Source organism: Lentibacillus amyloliquefaciens (genome assembly GCF_001307805.1).
Taxonomy (GTDB): domain Bacteria; phylum Bacillota; class Bacilli; order Bacillales; family Amphibacillaceae; genus Lentibacillus; species Lentibacillus amyloliquefaciens.
In genome coordinates this window covers 1,689,031-1,708,300 of sequence record NZ_CP013862.1, presented here as the reverse complement: position 1 = coordinate 1,708,300, position 19,270 = coordinate 1,689,031, and the positions used below count along the sequence as shown (strand labels likewise).

Below are 19,270 nucleotides of genomic sequence, written 5' to 3'. Positions count from 1 at the left end.
TCGCTGTCCCACAGGAGTCTCGCATATTCCAGCTGCTGGTGTGGAGGGCTATTACCATCTAATTTCCTATATAAACAAATAAAACTACAGTGAGTCATTTACAGCGCAGGCAATGTACGCAGACTCCAATGGGAACAGCACGTGTCCGAAGACAAGAAAGCGTCCTTTGCTTTCTGAGGAGGCTGAGGCGGTGCCCATGGAAAACGGGTTTTATTGCCGGAGCGTCTATAAGCATTTGGTGTTAATCAGACAGAATAGACTTGAAGTTACTTCGCAGTTTATGGATTTTGTGTCATAAACAACAATTATTTTGAAACAGCCAACTAAAGAGATTTTACAGGCCGGGCAAGACGGTGTTAATGGCTGTATTGCCATAAGGAGGCAACCATGCTTATATCATTATTTGGAGCTTTTGAATCAGGACTTATTTATGCCATTATGGCGCTTGGGGTATATTTGTCTTTTCGCATCCTGGATTTTCCGGATTTAACTGTTGATGGTAGCTTTGTTACCGGTGCTGCAGTTGCAGCGATACTTATCGTAAACGGCACTTCTCCAATAATTGCATCGCTTATGGCGGCAGTTGCCGGATTTATAGCAGGGTGTATAACCGGTATTTTACACACGAAAGGAAAAATTAATCCTTTATTAGCAGGGATTATTATGATGACAGCCCTTTATTCGATTAACCTGCGAATATTGGGGCAGCCAACGCTATCCATGTTAAACGAAACGACTTTGTTTCAACAGTTGGAGTCCCTATGGGCGGCAACAGGTATCGACTCCTTTTTCAATGGAATGTTAACTGGATTAGGATTGGACCAAACTCCTTCAACATGGGTGATTGTATTCGCCATGATACTTGTTACCCTCTTTATCAAAATTTTGACCGATTATTATTTGAAAACAGAGGTTGGTCTGGCGCTGAGAGCGACAGGTAATAATAAAAAGATGATCCGCAGTCTTTCAGCAAATACCGATTATCTGATTGTTACCGGTATTGGCATATCAAATGCTTTTGTGGCCTTTTCAGGCGGATTGGTTGCCCAGTTGGGTGGTTTCGCGGATGTGAACATGGGTATTGGCATGATTATTATCGGACTCGCATCTGTTATTATTGGGGAGTCAATATTTGGTGTGAAGTCTATTGCACGGGCAACACTTGCTGTTATTGGCGGTGCCATTATTTATCGGATGTTCGTAACAATGGCGCTGCGTGCTGATTTTTTGGAGACCGGCGATATGAAACTTATTACAGCGGTACTCGTCGTAGCGGCATTAATCACACCGAAAATAATCCAAGCACGCAATGAGAAAAAAAGACGCGTACGAAAACGGACTGAATTATTGCAGCAGAAAGCCAGGGAGGTATAACAATGCTTCGGTTACAGGATACAGCCATTATCTTTAATGAAAATACACCGGATGAAAAACGGGCATTGCACTCAATTGACCTCGAACTGCAAAAAGGTGAGTTTGTGACGGTTATCGGAAGTAATGGTGCCGGCAAATCGACCTTGATGAACGTCATTTCCGGAAATCTGGAGCCGGATGTCGGCAGTATCGTTGTTAATGAAAGGGAAGTCGTCAATCTCCCGGAATATAAACGGTCACATTTTATCGGCCGTGTATTTCAGGATCCCATGGCTGGAACGGCGCCAGATATGACGATCGAAGAAAATTTGGCAATGGCTTTTGCCAGAAATAAAAAAAGAAAGCTAAGGCCGGGCGTTACGAAAAAACGAAAAGAAATGTTTAAGGATTACTTAGCTACCCTTAATTTAGGGCTCGAAGATCGTTTGACGGCAAAGGTGGGTCTTCTTTCAGGCGGTGAACGACAAGCGCTTTCTCTCTTGATGGCAACATTCACCGAACCGGACATTTTGCTTCTGGATGAACATACAGCTGCACTCGATCCGTCAAGGGCTCAATTGATCATTGATATTACCCGTGATGTCGTGAACAAGTTTGGCTTGACGACACTTATGGTAACCCACAATATGCAGCAGGCACTTGATTTGGGTGACAGATTATTAATGATGGATAAAGGCGAAATTATTTTAGATATCGCTCAAGATGAAAAAGACAATCTCACAATTGAGGACTTGATGCAGGAATTCCAGAAAAAACGCGGAAGTGATTTCGAGAGCGACCGGGCGATATTGGGCTGATCGCTGCCATCGCTCTAATTTATCTGTGTTCGCAAGTGAAGCTGAGAATAATGAGGATTTACTGGAGACGGCTGCTCTCAGTGATGTTGAGACCTGTGCTCAAGAACTTTTCGACGGATTTATAGTGCAGTTTGGTCCCGATAATTACTCTCGAGGCTTTTTGATACCGCTTGCGCCATGATTTGGACTCGATAACCGCTCTCGAGGACATTTCGATGTTACATTGCCATTGAAATGGACTCGAGTGCCACTTTCGGGGTCTTTTTGCCATCCACAAAACTCATTTCCGGCTTCGAGAGACATACTCACACGCACGCGGCTTTTCAATAACTTCAGTTCACCACCATAGAGAGGATGCAATTATTTTTTCAGTATTTGCTTCATTCACTTTCATCGGTGTTATCACTGTTTTAAAAAGGGAAGATTTTTCTTATGCTCACGTTAATAAACTTCATTCAAACCTTGAAATAATAGTATTGTTATTAATTTTTTTGATAGGATTTTTAAATATTGAAAAATTAAAAACCCAGCTAGTACATCTCAGTAGTCATTAATATCTCCTTAAAGAGGTTGTTCAAAAAGTCCGGTAAAAATGACACGTCGATGTTTCTAGTTGGCTTGTTTTTCTTCTCCTTGGAAAAGGAAACCACTTTTCCTGCGTGCGATGTAAATTCGGGGGGGAGTTTTTCTCTGCTCGAAACTGCGTCGCCCCGAACTTCTCGGTTTTATCCTCCTTTTTGAACACGCGCTTTAAAAAGACTCCAGGTTAATTTTTCCCTTGGAGTCTTTTCATTATATTCGTTCACCCTTTTTTAATCTCTCAATTAACTCATTTAAATCGTCTCTTTTTACTCGCCAATGTCGCCCAATTTTGAAAGCAGGAATCTTTCCTTCTTGCACCAATTTATATGTTGTCATTTCACTCAATTGTAAATACTCGGCAACTTGTGAAACAGTCATAATCTCTTTGGTCTCATCTGCCATAATAATGACGCCTCCAAACTGTAAACTCTCTACTATTATACCATAAAAACATATTTGATTAAAAAAACAAGAGGTTATTTATAGTCAATTATAAGTGGTTATAAACAAATATAAACTTTTTGTGTTTTTACTGTTCAGTGTGTGTATTTGGAGAAAACAAGAGAAAACGGAAGGATGTTAATAATGTTTACGTTTTCTTACGGTTTTGTGAATGCCATGATTATATGATATGATTCGTTTTGTTAAAAGCGGCACAAACTTTTGTGAGAGCCAAAAGTTAAAATAAACAAAAAGGAGTAAAACATGAATATACAAAATATAAAGCAAGACTGGTTTGGGAATATTCGTGGTGATACCATGTCGGGAATCGTTGTGGCATTAGCACTTATTCCAGAAGCGATTGCCTTCTCTATAATCGCTGGCGTAGACCCGATGGTAGGTCTTTATGCAGCGTTTTGTATTGCTGTTGTCCTCGCTTTTGTAGGCGGGCGACCGGGAATGATTTCAGGGGCAACCGGAGCAATGGCTTTGCTTATGGTAGATTTAATAGCTGATCATGGACTTCAGTATTTGCTAGCAGCAACAATCTTAACGGGGATCATTCAAATTTTATTTGGTGTTTTTAAAATGGCTAAAGTGATGAAGTTTGTCCCTCGCTCTGTCATGGTCGGATTTGTTAACGCATTAGCCATTATGATCTTTATGGCACAGCTTGACCACTTTGTAGGAGAAACTTGGGTCATGTATGCTTTAGTAGCTTTAACTCTGGCAATCATATATTTATTTCCAAAGATTACTAAAGCTGTACCGTCTACATTGGTAGCCATTGTCGTTGTAACAGTAATAGCAATCACTGCTAACCTTCAAGTAGGTACAGTCGGAGATATGGGTGCATTAACTCAACAGTTACCAGTATTCTTAATTCCATCTATTCCATTTAGCCTGGAAACATTAATGATCATTCTTCCATATTCTCTATCCTTGGCAATTGTTGGTTTAGTAGAAACGCTATTAACCGCAAATATTGTCGATGATATGACGGATACAGAGAGTAATAAAAATAGGGAAAGTCGCGGACAGGGCATTGCTAATATGGTTACAGGATTCTTCGGTGGAATGGCTGGTTGCGCGATGATTGGTCAATCAGTTATCAACGTCAAATCAGGTGGAAAAGGGCGTTTATCTTTACTTGTAGCAGGAGCTGTATTAATGTTCTTAATTATCGCATTAGGCGGTTTGGTTGTCCAAATCCCAATGGCCGCTTTAGCCGGTGTCATGTTCATGGTTTCCATAAGTACGTTTGATTGGGCATCCGTGAAGAACTTAAACAAATTGCCAAAAACAGATGCAACTGTAATGATAACAACAGTTGTAATTGTATTATTTACGCATAACTTAGCTTTAGGTGTCTTGGCCGGGGTATTACTAAGTGCCATTTTCTTTGCAGCAAAAATCTCAAAGGTAAAAGTAACAGAGGAACTTGTCATAAAAGAACAGAAAAAGATATATCATGTTCACGGCCAATTATTCTTTGCTTCTGTCAATGAATTTCCTGACAAGTTCAATTTTAATGATTCTATTAAACAAGTAGAAATAGATTTAACACATGCACACTTATGGGATGATTCAGCAATTGGAGCATTGGATAAAATTGAAATGAAATTTGCTCAGAACAATATAGAAGTTCATTACTCAGGACTAAATGAAGCAAGTCAACAATTGAAAAATCGTATTGGCGGATTATCACAGGCTTCAGAACATTAATTATATTGGAAAATGAAGGGATAAGGTTAGCGATGTTTCATAAAATATTAATTGCAACAGATGGATCAGAGCATTCCTTTCGATCCACCCAACATGCCATTCAACTAGCAGAGAAATTCGGTGGAACAATTGATATCGTTTATGTCGTTGATGGCAATACAGCAAAATCAGATGTATTAAATTCCACGAATAAATACGAAATTGAAAAGAAACGTAACGAAAAGGTTAAAGCAGTTAAACAAATGGTTCTTGATGCAAATATAGAATGTAAGACACATATTTTGCATGGTGAACCTGGTCCAACGGTCGTAGAATTTACAAACGATAATAATTTTGACTGTGTTGTCATTGGAAGTCGGGGGCTTAATAAACTACAAACCATGATTTTGGGAAGTGTTAGCCATAAAGTGGCAAAACGCGTTGATTGTCCTGTTCTTATTGTGAAGTAATAAAGTGAATCTTCAATCAGTGTTGGTGTTCTTTCTTCCCCTCACTGATTGTTAGATGAACGAATCGGACATTTACTGGCAGCCATCCCCCACCTAATCTTCATAGTATACGCGAACATTTGAGGGGGGTCTTACTGCCAGTTACATGCGGAATAAATCGAAAAAGGAATGTATGAAAGATTGTAAAATCAAAGTTAAAAACCATTTTTGAAAAGAAGCCGCATTTTTCAACGAAGAATGCGGCTTTTTCAGCTTAAAGGACTTATTTTCACTCAATAGCGGGGTAGACTTCGTTAAAATAATTCCTCTTCCAGTGCATTAATATCCAAAACAATTGCACCGGACTTATCGGCTGTAATTAAATGTTGCTTTTTCAGCTGTGTAAGTGTGCGGCTGACAGTTTCACGGCTGGATCCGATCATGTTAGCGAGTTCACGGTTTGTAAAATTGGTCGTCAGCTTCGTCATGCCATCGCTTGTTTCTTTGCCGTAGCCTTTGGAAAGACGTATAAGAAGCATGATGATCTGCTCGTATGTGTTATGTAAAAGCTTTTCTTCCAGACGTGTCTGCAAATCAACAATGATATCCCCAAGCACACGAAAAAGCTTCACACAGATTTCCGGCTGGTTGACGAGAAAGTTTTCAAATGACGGAATTGGAATGTAAATTAACGTGGCATCTTCTAACACTTCAGCATGCGCCGGATAGTCGTCCTGCCTGAAAAATCCTTGATGCGGAAACATATCGCCGGCCTGGAGCACGTTTACAATCTGTTCTTTTCCATGAAAATCGGTTTTATAGATTTTTATTTTTCCCTGATGGATAAAGTAAACATTTGTCAATGGATCGCCTTGCATAAATATGTGTGTGCCGTGCCGATACATACGACTCTTGGCCAATTCGACAATCGACTCGATTTCATAATCGGTCAGCCCTTTAAATAACGGGAATTTCTGGAGTAATTCCTGCACTGTTTCAGTATTCATAAAGTCGGGCCCCTCCTTTTGTCAACGATAGGAGATGTAGAAGTTCTTACATGGTTTAATTCTACCATACCATAAATGTCATCAATACACGCACACCTCTGCACCGCATATTCAGCAATAGCAAACACATCAGGCCGCATCAGAGAATCGCCGCCTGTAAACACCAGCATCGGGTTATCCATTTCGTATATATCGTCAATCAATTTTTTTCCTTCCCATCTGCCACACCGAATGTAACGAAACGAGCGATACAAAAAGCGTATAATGTGACAGGGGATTACATGGAAAGCGAACCATACTGCGTTTATGTGCCAAAAGCATGGCGCGAGGAGCATAGGCGCCAAGGACGCAAAAAAGCTTCTAACCAAGATCGGTTAGAAGCTTTTTATGTCCATCCAATTGGGATGTGCATCTTCTACAGAAATATGATGACAAGAAGTCCGACAGCAAAACAGTAATACGCAAAATATTTCAGGTTACCGCGCGCCATGATATTCATGAACCAGCGTAACGAATAATAAGTGGCGACAATTGAGGCTGCAAATGCCAGGATTGCAGGGATGGCAACAACACTGAAATCACTATCGCCGCCGATCATCTCACCCGCGGACAAAACAGATATTCCGAGGCTGACAGGGATATACAATAGAAATGAAAAGCGCAGAGCTGTCTCGGTTTTCATGCCAACAAGCATCGCTGCGACAATTGTGGCACCGGAGCGGCTGATGCCGGGGACCAGTGCAACTGACTGGGCCAGGCCGACGATAATAGCATCTTTGATGGTAATACCCCCGTCATTTTTCCGCCCTCTGAGATTCCGGATGATCCATAAAGCAGCGCCGGTAATCACCAGTGTTACACCAACTACTGCAACGCCGCTCAGCTGACTTTCAATGTAGTCTTCAAACAGCACACCAATAATCCCGGTTGGAATGGTTGCGATAACGAGAAACAGAATAAATTGAAAATCGCTTTTTGCGTCATTAGCCCGTGTTGTTATGTAGCGTATCCCATTTTCCACGAGCCGGTAAATATCTTTCCGGTAAATGACGAGAACTGCAATGAGAGACCCGAAATTCACCATGATTTCAAAGGATAGCCCGTCAATTCCGACATCAAACAGATCCCTTACGATAACCAAGTGGCCGCTTGAGGAGATTGGTATCGGCTCCGTGAAGCCCTGAAGCAGACCAAGGACAATATATTTTACAAGCATCCAAAATGCTTCGATCGTTTCCATAAAACTTCCTCCCTGAAACAATAATTTTCAACTTCTAAGGTGTCACCAACCCAATGGATGCTGAATAAGCTGGGTGGTGAGGAGGTTGAAAATATGAACTATAATCATCAACATATGTATGATTTGTGTAAAAAGCATATGCATTCCTATTGTCTTGCCGAAATGAGTGACGGAAACCAAATCGATGGCATCATTACCGGTGTCGATGATGAATATCTCTATATGGCTGTGCCGATTGAACCGGAACACCAAATGGCAGCGCCTGATGCATATCATAATTGGAATCATCGCCAGGGTGGTTTCGGCTATGGCTACCCGGGCTATGGCGGTTATGGCGGCTATTCGGGTTACGGCCGTCCAAGAAGAAGGCGTTTCAACCGGCTCGTTCTGCCATTAGCGGCATTAACAGCATTAAGCGTTCTCCCGTGGTATTAACCATCCATTGACAACGGTTAGCTCTGGCAAAGACCTGACATCTTCCAAACACAAAACCCTTGCCATCATTACCTTGAAGGCAAGGGTTGAATCGTATAAGCCTGATTCGCTAGCAAGGAAACATTACTGTTCTTCGCTACTTTTTAAAACACCTTCCCCAAGTATAAAAACAGCAAGTGACACCAAAATCGCGACGACGAACGTACTTGTCACATCAAATGTACTGCCTGCCATACTTGCCAATACATATGAAATAACAGCGCTGATCAGGATTGCCCAAATAAATGCCCAAAAGAATCGCATAGTTAGTAACACCTCATTTTGATAAACTTTCCTGTTGGAATATGTTCAAAAAGCAGGTTGCTCTCTTTTTTGAACGCTAATATATAAATAGTTTACCAAATCGGTTTAAAAAATAAAAGGATTTGTTTCTTCCCGCATGTAATGGTCAGTAACCCGCCAGAGAACGGCGGCTAACTGACCTTAAATGTCCGATTCTGTTCAACTAACATTCAGTGAAGAAGGCACTGAATGAAGTTTCACTTTACAGAGGAGGTGAGCAAGATGGTTTTTTATGTTGAAAATTGTTTCCATTGGGTTGGTTTTCATATCGTTAATCATTTGCTGGAAGAAGGCTATTCTGTCGATGGCACTGACGATATAAATACGGATACAAAGGAAGTGCTGTCAATGTTTGTCGGGCGGAATGAATTATTCCGGCAGCTGGAACCCGGGCAGCGTGAAAGAGAATACGAAGCGGCTATCTGCATTTCCGATGATGCACTGATGCTGGAGATGGACCGGTCTGTCACAATTAACTTGCCGCTCGTGTTCGGGGAATGGATGCCGATGAATCACAATGGGTTTTTTAGCCGGGAAGAATTTATTCGATTTGATTCGCATCAGTTTAAGCGTGAAGCTATCTATATCGGCGAGTTTCTTAATAGCTTGCGGCAGTGGATTCAGACCTCGGAGCTGCCATCAATCATGGATGTCAGATCATATAATGATGCAAGAAACAAGAATATAGACTATGAGAATTCGGTTTATATTCGCACCGCTCATCCTCTGGACAAATATGTTGAAGCAGTGAAAATGCATTATGAAAAATATAAGAAATTTTACCGAATGTCATGAAAATGTAATGACACTGAACGTTTACGGTGTGGGTTTTAACAGCTACAATTAAAGATAGAGGCTAATTAATTCCTGAAATGGAGTGGACATGTTGAGAAGGCTATCTATCTTCGTATTGGCAACGTTCATAGTAATTTTTTTATCCGGCTGCAGCAATTATTTTGATTCCGGTGATCTGCAAAATGCCGGGATGCTTGTCGAAACAACCATTCATGATCAGCCATGGAATGAAAAGGGATATGAAGGATTGCTTTCAATCGAGGAAGAATTCGGTGTTGATGTTTTTTATAAAGAAGATGTTAAGACGCAAGCAGACGTAAGAGAAGCGGTTGATGAATTGGTCAGCAATGGCGTGAACTTAATATTCGGGAACAGCAGTGCATATGGACAATTTTTTGAAGATATTTCAGCGACATACCCAGAGGTGCATTTCGTCTATTTTAACGGCGGGCAATTTGGTGAAGACGTGACAAGTCTCAATTTCAATGCGCATGCGATGGGGTTTTTCGCCGGGATGATGGCAGGTGAAATGACCGAAACTAATCGTGTGGGCGTTATTGGTGCGTTCGAATGGCAGCCTGAAATCGAAGGCTTTTTTGAAGGTGTTACATATCAGAACCCTGAGGCCGAAGTGAATTTCAATTATGTCAATGACTGGAACGGCAATGAGCTTGCGATGGACATGTATAAAACAATGCGGGATGACGGGACAGATGTCATTTACCCCGCCGGCAATGCCTACAGTCATTCAATCATTGAACAGGCAAATCAGGATGGAATATATGCAATCGGTTATGTCGCTGATCAATCGGAAATTGCTGAGGAAACTGTTCTGACAAGTACTGTACAGCATCTCTCGGAATTATATACATTGGCGGCAAAGGAATTTAATGAAGGTGATCTTCGCGGCGGCGTTATGACTTATGATTTCCAGGATGATATGATTTCACTTGGAAAATTAAGTCCGGATGTTCCTGAGGAATTTCAAAAAGTGATACAAGAGGAAATCGAAGCCTATAAGGAATCAGATCTGCTGCCGCACGAAAGCAGCCACGACGAATAAGTCAAACTTGCACAATAGTTGAGAATGCATTAAAATTAGTACCAAGTCATAAGAATTGATATTAATGATAGTGCAAAATATAATTATAAAAAAGCCGCTAAGGGATTTGGATACTTGCGCTTGTTTTGAAAGCTCTTAATAATACACGATAAGGAGATGGGTTTATGGGCGTAGGACTATTGGGGACCGGGCATTATGTTCCGCCTAAAGTTGTTACGAATAAAGACATGGAGAAAATCGTCGATACCAGTGACGAATGGATCAGGACACGGACGGGAATTGAGGAGAGACGTCTTGCAGAAGATGACGTCGACACCTCGGATATGGCTTTTTATGCCGCGCAAAATGCTTTGGAAGAAGCTGATATGACAGCAGAAGATCTTGATATGATTCTCGTTGCCACCGTTACACCGGACACGCCTTTCCCATCCGTCTCGTGCATGCTGCAGGAACGGTTGGGAGCGCGAAAAGTGGCGGCGATGGATATCAGTGCAGCATGTGCCGGTTTTATGTACGGTGTCATTACAGCTAAACAATTTATTGAAACGAATGCGTATAAAAATATTCTGGTCGTCGGAACTGAAAAACTTTCCAAAATAACCGACTGGTCGGATCGGAATACGTGTGTGCTTTTTGGTGACGGTGCAGGTGCTGCGATTGTTGGACCGGTATCAGAAGAGAGGGGTATTCTGTCATTTGAGCTTGGATCTGACGGTTCAGGCGGCCAAGATCTTAAGCAGATGACAGAAACTGACACACTTTTTATGAATGGCCGGGAAGTGTTTAAGTTTGCGGTCAGACAGATGCCGGATTCATCCGAGAAAGTTGTTGAGGAAGCTGGGTATAATAAAGAAGATGTTGACTATTTAATTCCGCATCAGGCGAATATTCGGATTATGGAAGCAGCCCGTGAACGATTGGGAATATCACCGGATAAAATGGCAACCTCGATTAAAAGGTATGGCAACAATTCGTCTGCTTCCATTCCAATCGCTTTATCGGAAGCCGTCAAAAGTGGTAAAATAAAAAATGATGATTTACTCGTTCTAGTTGGTTTCGGCGGAGGGCTGACATGGGGAGCAGTTGCTCTGCGCTGGGGCCTATAATGATATACAACCAATAGGAGGAGCGAATATGGCAGAAAGAAGAGTCGTAGTTACCGGTCTCGGGACTATATCCCCGAATGGTAATGATGTTGGAACAATGTGGCATAACGTTGTTTCCGGAAACAGCGGCATAGACTATATAAGCCGGATCGAAAACAATGAGCTGCCGGCAACTGCAGCTGCTGAAGTAAAAGATTTTGACCCAAGTAAATTTATGGAAAAAAAAGATGCCAGAAAGATGGATTTATTTACACAATACGCTGTGTCTGCCGCCCGTATGGCCGTTGATGATGCAGAACTGACCATTGATGAACAGAACGCTGATCGTGTTGGTGTTTGGGTTGGTTCGGGCATTGGCGGTATGGGCACCCTGGAAGACCAGCATACCAAGCTTATGGAAAAAGGCCCGCGCCGGGTTAGTCCGTTCTTCGTGCCCATGATGATCCCTGATATGGCAGCGGGACAAGTTTCTATTCACCTGGGTGCCAAAGGGATTAACTCATGTACCACCACAGCATGTGCATCAGGTGCCAATTCAATTGGTGATGCTTACAGAGCCATTGAACACGGAGATGCTGACTATATGATTGCCGGCGGAACCGAAGCTCCGATTACGAGTCTGGCATTCGCGGGGTTTTCATCGATGAAGGCCCTGTCGACAAACGAAAATCCTAAAGAGGCAAGCCGTCCGTTTGATAAAGATCGCGATGGGTTTGTTATGGGTGAGGGTGCTGGGATATTAGTATTGGAAACACTTGAATCAGCTCTTGAGCGCGGGGCACACATTTATGGTGAAATTACCGGCTATGCTGCAACAGGCGATGCATACCATATCACTGCTCCGGCAGAAAATGGCGAAGGAGCTGCCCGGGCAATGAAACAGGCCGTTCAGGACGCCGGGATTGCGTTCGAAGAGGTTGATTATATCAATGCTCACGGAACGAGCACGTCTCTAAATGATAAATATGAAACCCAGGCGATTAAAGATGTTTTCGGTGATCATGCCAACAAATTAGCCGTATCATCCACAAAAGGTGTAACCGGACATTTACTTGGAGCAGCAGGCGGCCTTGAGTCGGTCATTTCAGTCAAGGCGATTGATGAAGGTGTCATTCCGCCGACGATGAATTATGAGACACCGGATCCGGAGTGCGATCTTGATTATGTTCCGAATGAATCGAGAAAGCAGGATGTTGGTGTCGTTTTGAGCAACTCACTCGGATTTGGCGGTCACAACGCTACACTGATTTTTAAGAAATATCAAGAGTAAAGCTTCATAAAAAAACACATGCAACCTTATCTTTAGTTTGTTTGCGTGCCGAGTTTGGAATTTGTTTTTAATAGGTATATCAATCATATTAAAAAGACTGCTGGTGAAGCAGTCTTTTTGTTTTTATATCTTTGAATTTGAGTGATTGGTTTAAAATGAAGAAAGCAACCGTAATGAATGAAGGTAATCTATGGTCCGAACCTCGGAGTAGTCCGCCTAAATTAAAATCAATATTCATGAATGGTTTTTACGAGCATAAAATGAAATAAGAGAATGGGACAAGCATATCTGATAGTTGTTTTAGTTTGCTCGTAAGGCAGGTGGGGATGTTGGTGTTTATATTTATTTTTCTGGTTGGGTTCGGACTGGCAGTATCAGGCGGTGTAACAATTATCGCTTATATGAATTTTTTGCCTGTCGGTGTGTCGTGGGGAGATTACTTAATTTTTATAGCAGGGCGTCCCGAATGTTATCTGTTTCCGATTGGAATTATTTTGATTGCTTTCGTCTTATTTCAATATCCAAACAACCTTTAATTTTTCATGAATCGAATAAATTTTTCCATCCTGGTCATAATGTATGTTAAATACATTTTCTCTAAATGAGTCATTCAAAGTGAGGGTTGTTTATGCTATATTTACACGATGTCTGGGTGAACTGGTTTGAAGGTGAAGAAAATGGTTATAGTGTCTGCTATTTTCACGAGTGGCGAAAAAATGACGGAATCGAACTGCTTGACCAAGTTCCGTTGTTATACATAACTGAGGATCTCTATGACCATATTGAAAATGACATGCACGACTTGCCTGAAGAGATGTTGGATAAAATTTATAAGCGGGCCTATAGCCGTAAAGGACAGGAGCGGAACTGCCTTGAATTTGCAGCAGTTGTAACAGATGGCAATGACATTCTCGTATTTGATACAATCGGCTATCAGATCCCAGTGCGTAAAAGCCGGCTGATTCCCCGCCAGGAACAGCTCGTATTCGATATGATCAAAACAACGAAGCCGGAAACCTTTAATTTTGAAGGGAAGACCGTGGAAAAAGAATACCATATGCTGTCGATGGCACCGCAACTTGTCCATGGGCTGACGCGGCGTGAACGGCAGTTGAAGCAGCTTTTGATGATCGCGCTTGATCAGCTAAGCACTGTCAATAATCTGGAGGAACTAAGGTATTGGCTGACAGAATGGGACCCAAAACAGTATCCTTATATACGCTATATGGATGAAAAAAGCGTTTGGGATACATTATATGATGGTGTTAAATACGGGTGGAGCCAGTCACATGAAGATTTATGCGTCAAAATGATAAAAGGGCAGCCGTTCCTGGAACAAATGTGGGAAGCGGAGCAAGGCACCAAGCAGAATACATCCAAATTAAGATAAGAAGGTGGCGGGTCCTGCACATAGCAGACCCGCCATTTTTGCTCACCGTTTTTTCTTGACGCGTCCAAGGCCCATCGCTTTTTTAGCTTTTCGCGTCATTTTATTGGCTTCAAAAGTTGCCTTATCCGCACCATTATCTAAAATGTCATCAAGCTGTTCGGAATCAATCAGCTCATCATAACGATCCTGAATAGGCTTAAGGATATCTATAACGGCCTTGGCAACGTCGGCTTTAAATTCACCATAGCCTTTTCCTTCGTATCTTGCCTCCAGCGCTTCGATTGATTCACCGGAGCAGCTGGCGTAAATCGTCAGCAGGTTTGACACGCCGGGTTTATGTTCCTTATCAAATTTGACAATGCCTTCAGAATCGGTAACAGCACTTTTTATTTTCTTTTCAATTCGTTTCGGTTCATCGAGCATTGAAATGAAAGCTTTCTCATTTTCATCTGATTTGCTCATTTTTTTGGTTGGGTCCTGCAGTGACATGATCCGCGCGCCAACTTTAGGAATGTTCACTTCAGGGACGGTAAAGATGTCGTTATAGCGATTGTTGAATCGCTCTGCCAAATTGCGTGTCAGCTCAAGGTGCTGTTTCTGGTCTTCGCCGACCGGTACGATGTCTGTTTTATATAACAAAATATCTGCAGCCATTAATGCCGGATAGGTCAATAACGCAGATGATACCGCTTCTTTGCCGGCAGATTTATCTTTGAACTGAGTCATCCGTTCGAGTTCACCGATGTAGCTGATCGACTGCAGCATCCAGCCGAGTTGCGTGTGGGCCGGCACTTCCGATTGAATAAACAATGTCGATTTCTCAGGGTCGATTCCGGAAGCGAGATAAAGTGATGCTAATGAGCGGATGTTATTTCTTAATTCAAGTCTATCCTGCGGTACGGTGATCGCGTGCTCATCAACGATACAGAAAAAGCAGTCACTCTCTTTCTGCAGCTCGATAAAGTGCTGAATCGCTCCTAAATAATTGCCGATTGTTAACGTGCCGCTCGGCTGAATACCTGAAAAAACTGTTTGCATACATTGTCACTCCTTCGTTTAATAGTGCGTGTTCAAAAAGGAGGATAAAAAGGACCAAGAAGTTCGAGGCGGTGTAGTTTTCGGGCAGCTGAGAAACAAGTTAACGAAGAAATTCGATGTGTCATTTTACCGAACTTTTTGAACAACCTCTAATACCACAATAAAAAAGATCCATTTATCCCCTTATACAGGGACGAATGAACCGCGTTGCCACCCTAATTATTCTGCTGAGGCAGAATCACTTTAAATGTTATTCAGCTCGAAAGTCCAATTCCAATCCACCTTGATGCTTGTTTTCACCGACCACAAGCTTTCTGGAAATCAGAGGGTAATTGTACTGCAACTTTTTCATTGCTGGTAATATTAAGTTTTTACTATTATATATATCCTTATGGTAAAATGCAAGTGTTGATAAATCAATCTTTAACACCTTAACGAATACACCGGCTAAAAAAAGGAGTGAAGCCTTTGTTTAAGCGGATACTTTTGGCCACTGATGGGTCGAAGCAATCATTTCGAGCAGCTAATCATGCCATAAAACTGGCGGAACAGTTTAATGGAACAATTGATGTTGTTTATGCGGTCGATGAGCAGACTTCAAAATCTGATGTCCTGCATCATGACAGCAAATATCAAATTGAACTGAAACGAAAAGAGAAGATTCAATTTGTGCTGAATCAGCTCGACGAAACGGTTATTGAATACAATGTGCGCATACTGCATGGTGAACCCGGACCTGAAATCGTTGAATATGCAAATGCTAATGGTGTTGACTGCGTTGTGATTGGAAGCAGGGGGCTCAACAATCTTCAAACAATGATTTTAGGCAGTGTCAGTCATAAAGTCGCTAAACGGGCAAATTGTCCTGTGCTTATTGTCAAATGATTGTGGCTTCAAATATCTTCAGGTATCACTTAGGGAGCCCGTGTCGATGACAGTTCCACATTAAAGCTTTTGCCAAATGGAATAAATCAGAAATTGGTTGAATATAAATAGGCTTAAGGAAATGTGGTCGATAAGCATTTGTTCAGCCAAATAATTTTTTGTCAAATTTTGATATTTAATATTCTATTATTCGTCATTTTCCTTTATAATAGATTCAATAGATTTATAAAAACAGGAGACTGATGGATAATGAAAAGAAAACACCTCATGATGACTGCTGCAGCAATAATCCTCCTTTTAATCGCAGTGATTTTACCGTTCACACCGCAGGAAACGAGTGGTGAGGAGCCATTAAAAGCAAGTTCACATCAGGAAAGCAAAACAAACGTAGCCACGATTGACAGCGAGCAAAAAATGCAGCGCTTTACATATGATTCAGGACTTAATTTTAAATATCCGGATGCTGTCAGGGGGCTCTATGTGACAGGACCATCAGCCGGGGGCGAGAGGTTTAACGAACTTGTCAGTCTGATTGATTCATCTGATTTGAATACGATGGTCATTGATATTAAAGAAGACCACGGCAACTTGACAGTTAGTGTACCTGAGGACTCACCATATTCAGACGCAAGCGTTAATTATATTGATGAACCAAGGAAAATGCTGGAATATCTGGAAGAAAAAGGAATTTATCCGATTGCGCGTGTCGTTGTATTCAAAGATTCAGTCCTTGCCGAACAGCGTCCTGAACTGTCATTCCGAAAAAATGGCGAAGTATGGACGAATAATAAAGGGGAAGCATTCGTCAATCCGTTCCAGAAAGAAGTATGGGAGTACAATCTGGACATAGCGAAGAAAGCAGCTGAACTTGGTTTCCAGGAAATCCAATTTGATTATGTCCGCTTCCCGGAAGGCTTTGAAAATAAGGATAAAGAACTTGACTACAGCCAGGGCGATTATAAAAATGAAGATATGAGCAACGTGAAACGCCGTGTTAAAGCAGTCACCGACTTTGTTAAATATGCCAGGGAAGAAATGGAATATTATGATGTCGATGTTTCGGTCGATATATTCGGCTATACTGCGACAATTGAAGAAGCACCGGGGATTGGACAGAACTTCCCGAAAATCGCCAGCAACGTGGATGTCATTTCGTCAATGATTTATCCAAGCCACTGGACATCTTATTTCGGCATTGATTTTCCGGATAAAGAACCGTATAAAACCGTGAACGAATACGCTAAAGTTGAAAATGAAATTCTGGGTCAATTAGATAACAGACCTGTATCACGTCCGTGGCTCCAGGATTTCGAAGCACCATGGCTCTATAGCGGATCACCGACACAATACGGCAAGGCAGAAGTTGAAGCACAGATCAAAGCATTAAATGAAAACGGCATTAACGAATTCCTGTTGTGGAACGCCGGCAATACCTACACCAAAAATGTTGATTATACACCAATGGATTAGACTATAAGTTTCCGCTGAAATGAATGCACAACGGATCAGTATGTGCAGGCTGAAAATGACAGACACGATTATGTGCAGCAGCATTTAACCATTATCCATAATCCATAACAAAAAACCCGGGCTATTTTGAATAAAACCCGGGTTTTATAATTATAATAAGCTCATACAAGGCAAAACAGAGCTAAATAAGAAAAGACAGTGTTAAAACCGATTTAACATAACGCGCTATTCCCGTTATAATGGAAAAGACTACTAAACGAAGGAGTAGATCTATGAACTGGTATGAGAAATTAAATAAGTACTTCCCTGTTGAGGAAATGAAGTCCAAAAAGCACATGGAAATGCTTTTGGATGAAAAAGGGGATGTTTACCATAAAGATGAAGGACCATACCATGTATTAATGTATGCTGAATTTGATTCATTTATCTTTATTGATTATGTTTGGGTGTCTTCACAGGCAAGAGGACAGGGAATTGGCCATAAATTGATTAAAAAAATGAAAGAACATAATAAGCCAATTCTGCTGGAAGTGGAGCCCGTTGATTATGATGACAGTGATTCGGCAAAACGGTTGCACTTCTATAAGCGTGAGGGTTTCAGCCACGCGCAGTATATTGATTATAACCGGCGTTCACTCGCTACTGAGGAAGAAACACCGATGGAAATATTATACTGGTCACCAAATGATGATCCTGAAGAAAAAATTTACGAAAAAATGAAGAAAATGTATGAAGCCATTCACACGTATAAAGACGAAGAAATTTATGGAAAAGCTTATCAGCCGGTAGATGAAGTGCTGACTTACGATGAAGAACGCGATTCAAATGATATATTTGAAACCTTGACTGAAAAAGTATAGGAGCAGCCTGATAAGTTATCAGTTAGCCTCTTGTTTTTCTCAAGAAACAAGAGGCTAATACTTTTAATGAAAAGGTTTAATTAAAAACGAATTGGGGAATGTTACAAGTAAATTAGAACATTTTGTGACGTGCTTTATTTTATTGCCAATTTTTTTCGTAATCCCCTACCTTTTGATTGACAAATATAGTATAATTGTACATAGAAAGTAATTTAAACTTATTTTAATTTAATAATAAGTGATTGTTCATAAAATGTTTATTTAATCTATATTGAGGAGTGATTGTTACGTGGTAACACTTTATACCTCACCAAGTTGTACTTCTTGCAGAAAAGCAAAGGCATGGCTGGAGGAGCAAGATATTCCGTTTAAAGAACGCAACATATTTTCTGAACCGCTGACACTTGATGAGATCAAGGAAATATTGCGTATGACGGAAGATGGTACTGATGAAATTATATCAACCCGATCGAAAGTATTTCAAAAATTGGATGTTGATATCGATCAATTGCCGATGAAAGACTTATTCAGCCTGATTCAACAGAACCCGGGCTTATTGCGCAGACCGATTATTCTTGATGAAAAACGGCTGCAAGTAGGGTATAACGAAGATGAAATTCGCCGGTTCCTGCCAAGGACAGTGCGGACTTTCCAATTACGTGAAGCACAACGAATGGTTAACTAGAATAAAAATTAAAAACGCAGATCCTTCAAACTCAGGTCTGCGTTTTTTCTTTACAGTATACTTGACCGAGTTGTTCCGCCACGTGACGAATCACATATCCCGCGCTTGTTAGTAAATAGAAAAAAGGGCGATATATTTAAACACAAGTAGTGACAATAGGTATAAAATCGGTTAAAATATAAAATCAATCATCTGAATAGGCATATAAATTTTCAAATCAGATGATTGTATCATACAATAAAGATAAAGAAACAATGAGTGGTTATAAGTGTTTAAAATAAGGGAAAAGGTATTGTAAATGATAAAAATACAACTCTTCCACCATTTGGCTTTGACC

20 protein-coding genes, 1 pseudogene and 1 other annotated feature are annotated in these 19,270 nt (G+C 41.2%); of the genes and pseudogenes, 15 read left to right on the top strand and 6 right to left on the bottom strand.

The features are described 5' to 3' along the window. Positions 1-387: 387 nt before the first annotated feature. Positions 388-1,374, top strand: a complete 987-nt coding sequence (locus AOX59_RS08570) for an ABC transporter permease (RefSeq protein WP_068444643.1) — start codon at positions 388-390, stop codon at positions 1,372-1,374. A 2-nt stretch (positions 1,375-1,376) separates the two neighbouring features. Continuing rightward, positions 1,377-2,171 (top strand): ABC transporter ATP-binding protein, encoded by a 795-nt coding sequence (locus AOX59_RS08565; RefSeq protein ID WP_068444642.1) that lies wholly within the window; start codon positions 1,377-1,379, stop codon positions 2,169-2,171. A gap of 792 nt (positions 2,172-2,963) precedes the next feature. Here AOX59_RS08565 and AOX59_RS08560 read toward each other — a convergent pair. Further along, positions 2,964-3,155: a helix-turn-helix domain-containing protein gene (locus AOX59_RS08560; protein ID WP_068444639.1), complete on the bottom strand. Its 192-nt coding sequence runs from the start codon at positions 3,153-3,155 to the stop codon at positions 2,964-2,966. 303 nt (positions 3,156-3,458) lie between these two features. Between AOX59_RS08560 and AOX59_RS08555 the strand changes: the two genes are divergently transcribed. After that, positions 3,459-4,919, top strand: coding sequence for a SulP family inorganic anion transporter (locus AOX59_RS08555; protein WP_068444637.1), 1,461 nt, complete (start codon positions 3,459-3,461; stop codon positions 4,917-4,919). A gap of 32 nt (positions 4,920-4,951) precedes the next feature. Then, on the top strand, positions 4,952-5,368 hold the full coding sequence (locus tag AOX59_RS08550; RefSeq protein WP_068444635.1) for a universal stress protein: 417 nt from the start codon (positions 4,952-4,954) through the stop codon (positions 5,366-5,368). A 293-nt stretch (positions 5,369-5,661) separates the two neighbouring features. On the opposite strand, the gene AOX59_RS08545 is transcribed toward AOX59_RS08550, so the two are convergent. The 3 genes and pseudogenes from AOX59_RS08545 to AOX59_RS08535 form a co-directional block, all read right to left on the bottom strand. Next, entirely contained in the window at positions 5,662-6,354 is a 693-nt protein-coding gene (locus tag AOX59_RS08545; protein ID WP_068444632.1) for a Crp/Fnr family transcriptional regulator, read from the bottom strand. A 76-nt stretch (positions 6,355-6,430) separates the two neighbouring features. After that, positions 6,431-6,569: pseudogene (locus tag AOX59_RS19595) on the bottom strand (radical SAM/SPASM domain-containing protein); the annotation flags it as partial. Positions 6,570-6,769: 200 nt separating this feature from the next. Further along, positions 6,770-7,585 carry an undecaprenyl-diphosphate phosphatase gene (locus tag AOX59_RS08535; protein ID WP_068448223.1) on the bottom strand — a complete coding sequence of 272 codons (816 nt, stop codon included), beginning with the start codon at positions 7,583-7,585 and terminating at the stop codon, positions 6,770-6,772. 102 nt (positions 7,586-7,687) lie between these two features. Between AOX59_RS08535 and AOX59_RS08530 the strand changes: the two genes are divergently transcribed. Further along, a complete protein-coding gene (locus tag AOX59_RS08530) occupies positions 7,688-8,029 on the top strand; it encodes a hypothetical protein (protein ID WP_068444626.1) in 342 nt (113 codons plus the stop codon). Positions 8,030-8,152: 123 nt separating this feature from the next. Here AOX59_RS08530 and AOX59_RS08525 read toward each other — a convergent pair whose 3' ends face one another. Continuing rightward, entirely contained in the window at positions 8,153-8,332 is a 180-nt protein-coding gene (locus AOX59_RS08525; protein ID WP_068444623.1) for a DUF2929 family protein, read from the bottom strand. Positions 8,333-8,593: 261 nt separating this feature from the next. Here AOX59_RS08525 and AOX59_RS08520 point away from each other — a divergent pair, with 261 nt between their 5' ends. The 6 genes from AOX59_RS08520 to AOX59_RS08495 all read left to right on the top strand — a co-directional run bounded on the left by AOX59_RS08520 (position 8,594) and on the right by AOX59_RS08495 (position 13,995). Then, the gene (locus AOX59_RS08520) at positions 8,594-9,166 is read left to right on the top strand and encodes a hypothetical protein (RefSeq protein WP_068444622.1); all 573 of its coding nucleotides are present in this window, start codon (positions 8,594-8,596) and stop codon (positions 9,164-9,166) included. An 88-nt stretch (positions 9,167-9,254) separates the two neighbouring features. Next, the gene (locus AOX59_RS08515; RefSeq protein ID WP_237049399.1) at positions 9,255-10,229 is read left to right on the top strand and encodes a BMP family ABC transporter substrate-binding protein; all 975 of its coding nucleotides are present in this window, start codon (positions 9,255-9,257) and stop codon (positions 10,227-10,229) included. Positions 10,230-10,393: 164 nt separating this feature from the next. After that, positions 10,394-11,335 carry a beta-ketoacyl-ACP synthase III gene (locus tag AOX59_RS08510; protein WP_068444618.1) on the top strand — a complete coding sequence of 314 codons (942 nt, stop codon included), beginning with the start codon at positions 10,394-10,396 and terminating at the stop codon, positions 11,333-11,335. A 28-nt stretch (positions 11,336-11,363) separates the two neighbouring features. Beyond that, complete coding sequence (gene fabF, locus AOX59_RS08505; protein ID WP_068444609.1) at positions 11,364-12,605, top strand: beta-ketoacyl-ACP synthase II; 1,242 nt, start codon at positions 11,364-11,366, stop codon at positions 12,603-12,605. A 326-nt stretch (positions 12,606-12,931) separates the two neighbouring features. Continuing rightward, positions 12,932-13,141 (top strand): YuzI family membrane protein, encoded by a 210-nt coding sequence (locus AOX59_RS08500; RefSeq protein WP_418000776.1) that lies wholly within the window; start codon positions 12,932-12,934, stop codon positions 13,139-13,141. 92 nt (positions 13,142-13,233) lie between these two features. Further along, a complete protein-coding gene (locus AOX59_RS08495) occupies positions 13,234-13,995 on the top strand; it encodes a YjbA family protein (RefSeq protein ID WP_068444605.1) in 762 nt (253 codons plus the stop codon). 42 nt (positions 13,996-14,037) lie between these two features. Here AOX59_RS08495 and trpS read toward each other — a convergent pair whose 3' ends face one another. After that, on the bottom strand, positions 14,038-15,033 hold the full coding sequence (gene trpS, locus AOX59_RS08490) for a tryptophan--tRNA ligase (RefSeq protein ID WP_068444602.1): 996 nt from the start codon (positions 15,031-15,033) through the stop codon (positions 14,038-14,040). 186 nt (positions 15,034-15,219) lie between these two features. Then, positions 15,220-15,394: a binding site (T-box leader), on the bottom strand. A gap of 107 nt (positions 15,395-15,501) precedes the next feature. On the opposite strand from trpS, the gene AOX59_RS08480 reads away from it, so the two are divergent. From AOX59_RS08480 to spxA, 4 genes are all read left to right on the top strand, one after another. Next, the gene (locus AOX59_RS08480) at positions 15,502-15,918 is read left to right on the top strand and encodes a universal stress protein (protein ID WP_068444596.1); all 417 of its coding nucleotides are present in this window, start codon (positions 15,502-15,504) and stop codon (positions 15,916-15,918) included. Positions 15,919-16,167: 249 nt separating this feature from the next. After that, a complete protein-coding gene (locus tag AOX59_RS08475) occupies positions 16,168-17,388 on the top strand; it encodes a putative glycoside hydrolase (protein WP_068444594.1) in 1,221 nt (406 codons plus the stop codon). Between the two features lie 272 nt (positions 17,389-17,660). Further along, positions 17,661-18,248, top strand: coding sequence for a GNAT family N-acetyltransferase (locus tag AOX59_RS08470; protein ID WP_068444591.1), 588 nt, complete (start codon positions 17,661-17,663; stop codon positions 18,246-18,248). 289 nt (positions 18,249-18,537) lie between these two features. Beyond that, positions 18,538-18,933: a transcriptional regulator SpxA gene (gene spxA, locus AOX59_RS08465; RefSeq protein WP_068444588.1), complete on the top strand. Its 396-nt coding sequence runs from the start codon at positions 18,538-18,540 to the stop codon at positions 18,931-18,933. The last annotated feature ends 337 nt before the right edge of the window (positions 18,934-19,270 follow it).

What these genes read in the sequence shown, in the direction of transcription:
- AOX59_RS08570 (WP_068444643.1), top strand. Translation starts at nt 388, where the DNA reads ATGCTTATATCATTATTTGGAGCTTTTGAATCAGGACTTATTTATGCC.
- AOX59_RS08565 (WP_068444642.1), top strand. Translation starts at nt 1,377, where the DNA reads ATGCTTCGGTTACAGGATACAGCCATTATCTTTAATGAAAATACACCG.
- AOX59_RS08560 (WP_068444639.1), bottom strand. Translation starts at nt 3,155, where the DNA reads ATGGCAGATGAGACCAAAGAGATTATGACTGTTTCACAAGTTGCCGAG.
- AOX59_RS08555 (WP_068444637.1), top strand. Translation starts at nt 3,459, where the DNA reads ATGAATATACAAAATATAAAGCAAGACTGGTTTGGGAATATTCGTGGT.
- AOX59_RS08550 (WP_068444635.1), top strand. Translation starts at nt 4,952, where the DNA reads ATGTTTCATAAAATATTAATTGCAACAGATGGATCAGAGCATTCCTTT.
- AOX59_RS08545 (WP_068444632.1), bottom strand. Translation starts at nt 6,354, where the DNA reads ATGAATACTGAAACAGTGCAGGAATTACTCCAGAAATTCCCGTTATTT.
- AOX59_RS08530 (WP_068444626.1), top strand. Translation starts at nt 7,688, where the DNA reads ATGAACTATAATCATCAACATATGTATGATTTGTGTAAAAAGCATATG.
- AOX59_RS08525 (WP_068444623.1), bottom strand. Translation starts at nt 8,332, where the DNA reads ATGCGATTCTTTTGGGCATTTATTTGGGCAATCCTGATCAGCGCTGTT.
- AOX59_RS08520 (WP_068444622.1), top strand. Translation starts at nt 8,594, where the DNA reads ATGGTTTTTTATGTTGAAAATTGTTTCCATTGGGTTGGTTTTCATATC.
- AOX59_RS08515 (WP_237049399.1), top strand. Translation starts at nt 9,255, where the DNA reads ATGTTGAGAAGGCTATCTATCTTCGTATTGGCAACGTTCATAGTAATT.
- AOX59_RS08510 (WP_068444618.1), top strand. Translation starts at nt 10,394, where the DNA reads ATGGGCGTAGGACTATTGGGGACCGGGCATTATGTTCCGCCTAAAGTT.
- fabF (WP_068444609.1), top strand. Translation starts at nt 11,364, where the DNA reads ATGGCAGAAAGAAGAGTCGTAGTTACCGGTCTCGGGACTATATCCCCG.
- AOX59_RS08500 (WP_418000776.1), top strand. Translation starts at nt 12,932, where the DNA reads ATGTTGGTGTTTATATTTATTTTTCTGGTTGGGTTCGGACTGGCAGTA.
- AOX59_RS08495 (WP_068444605.1), top strand. Translation starts at nt 13,234, where the DNA reads ATGCTATATTTACACGATGTCTGGGTGAACTGGTTTGAAGGTGAAGAA.
- trpS (WP_068444602.1), bottom strand. Translation starts at nt 15,033, where the DNA reads ATGCAAACAGTTTTTTCAGGTATTCAGCCGAGCGGCACGTTAACAATC.
- AOX59_RS08475 (WP_068444594.1), top strand. Translation starts at nt 16,168, where the DNA reads ATGAAAAGAAAACACCTCATGATGACTGCTGCAGCAATAATCCTCCTT.
- AOX59_RS08470 (WP_068444591.1), top strand. Translation starts at nt 17,661, where the DNA reads ATGAACTGGTATGAGAAATTAAATAAGTACTTCCCTGTTGAGGAAATG.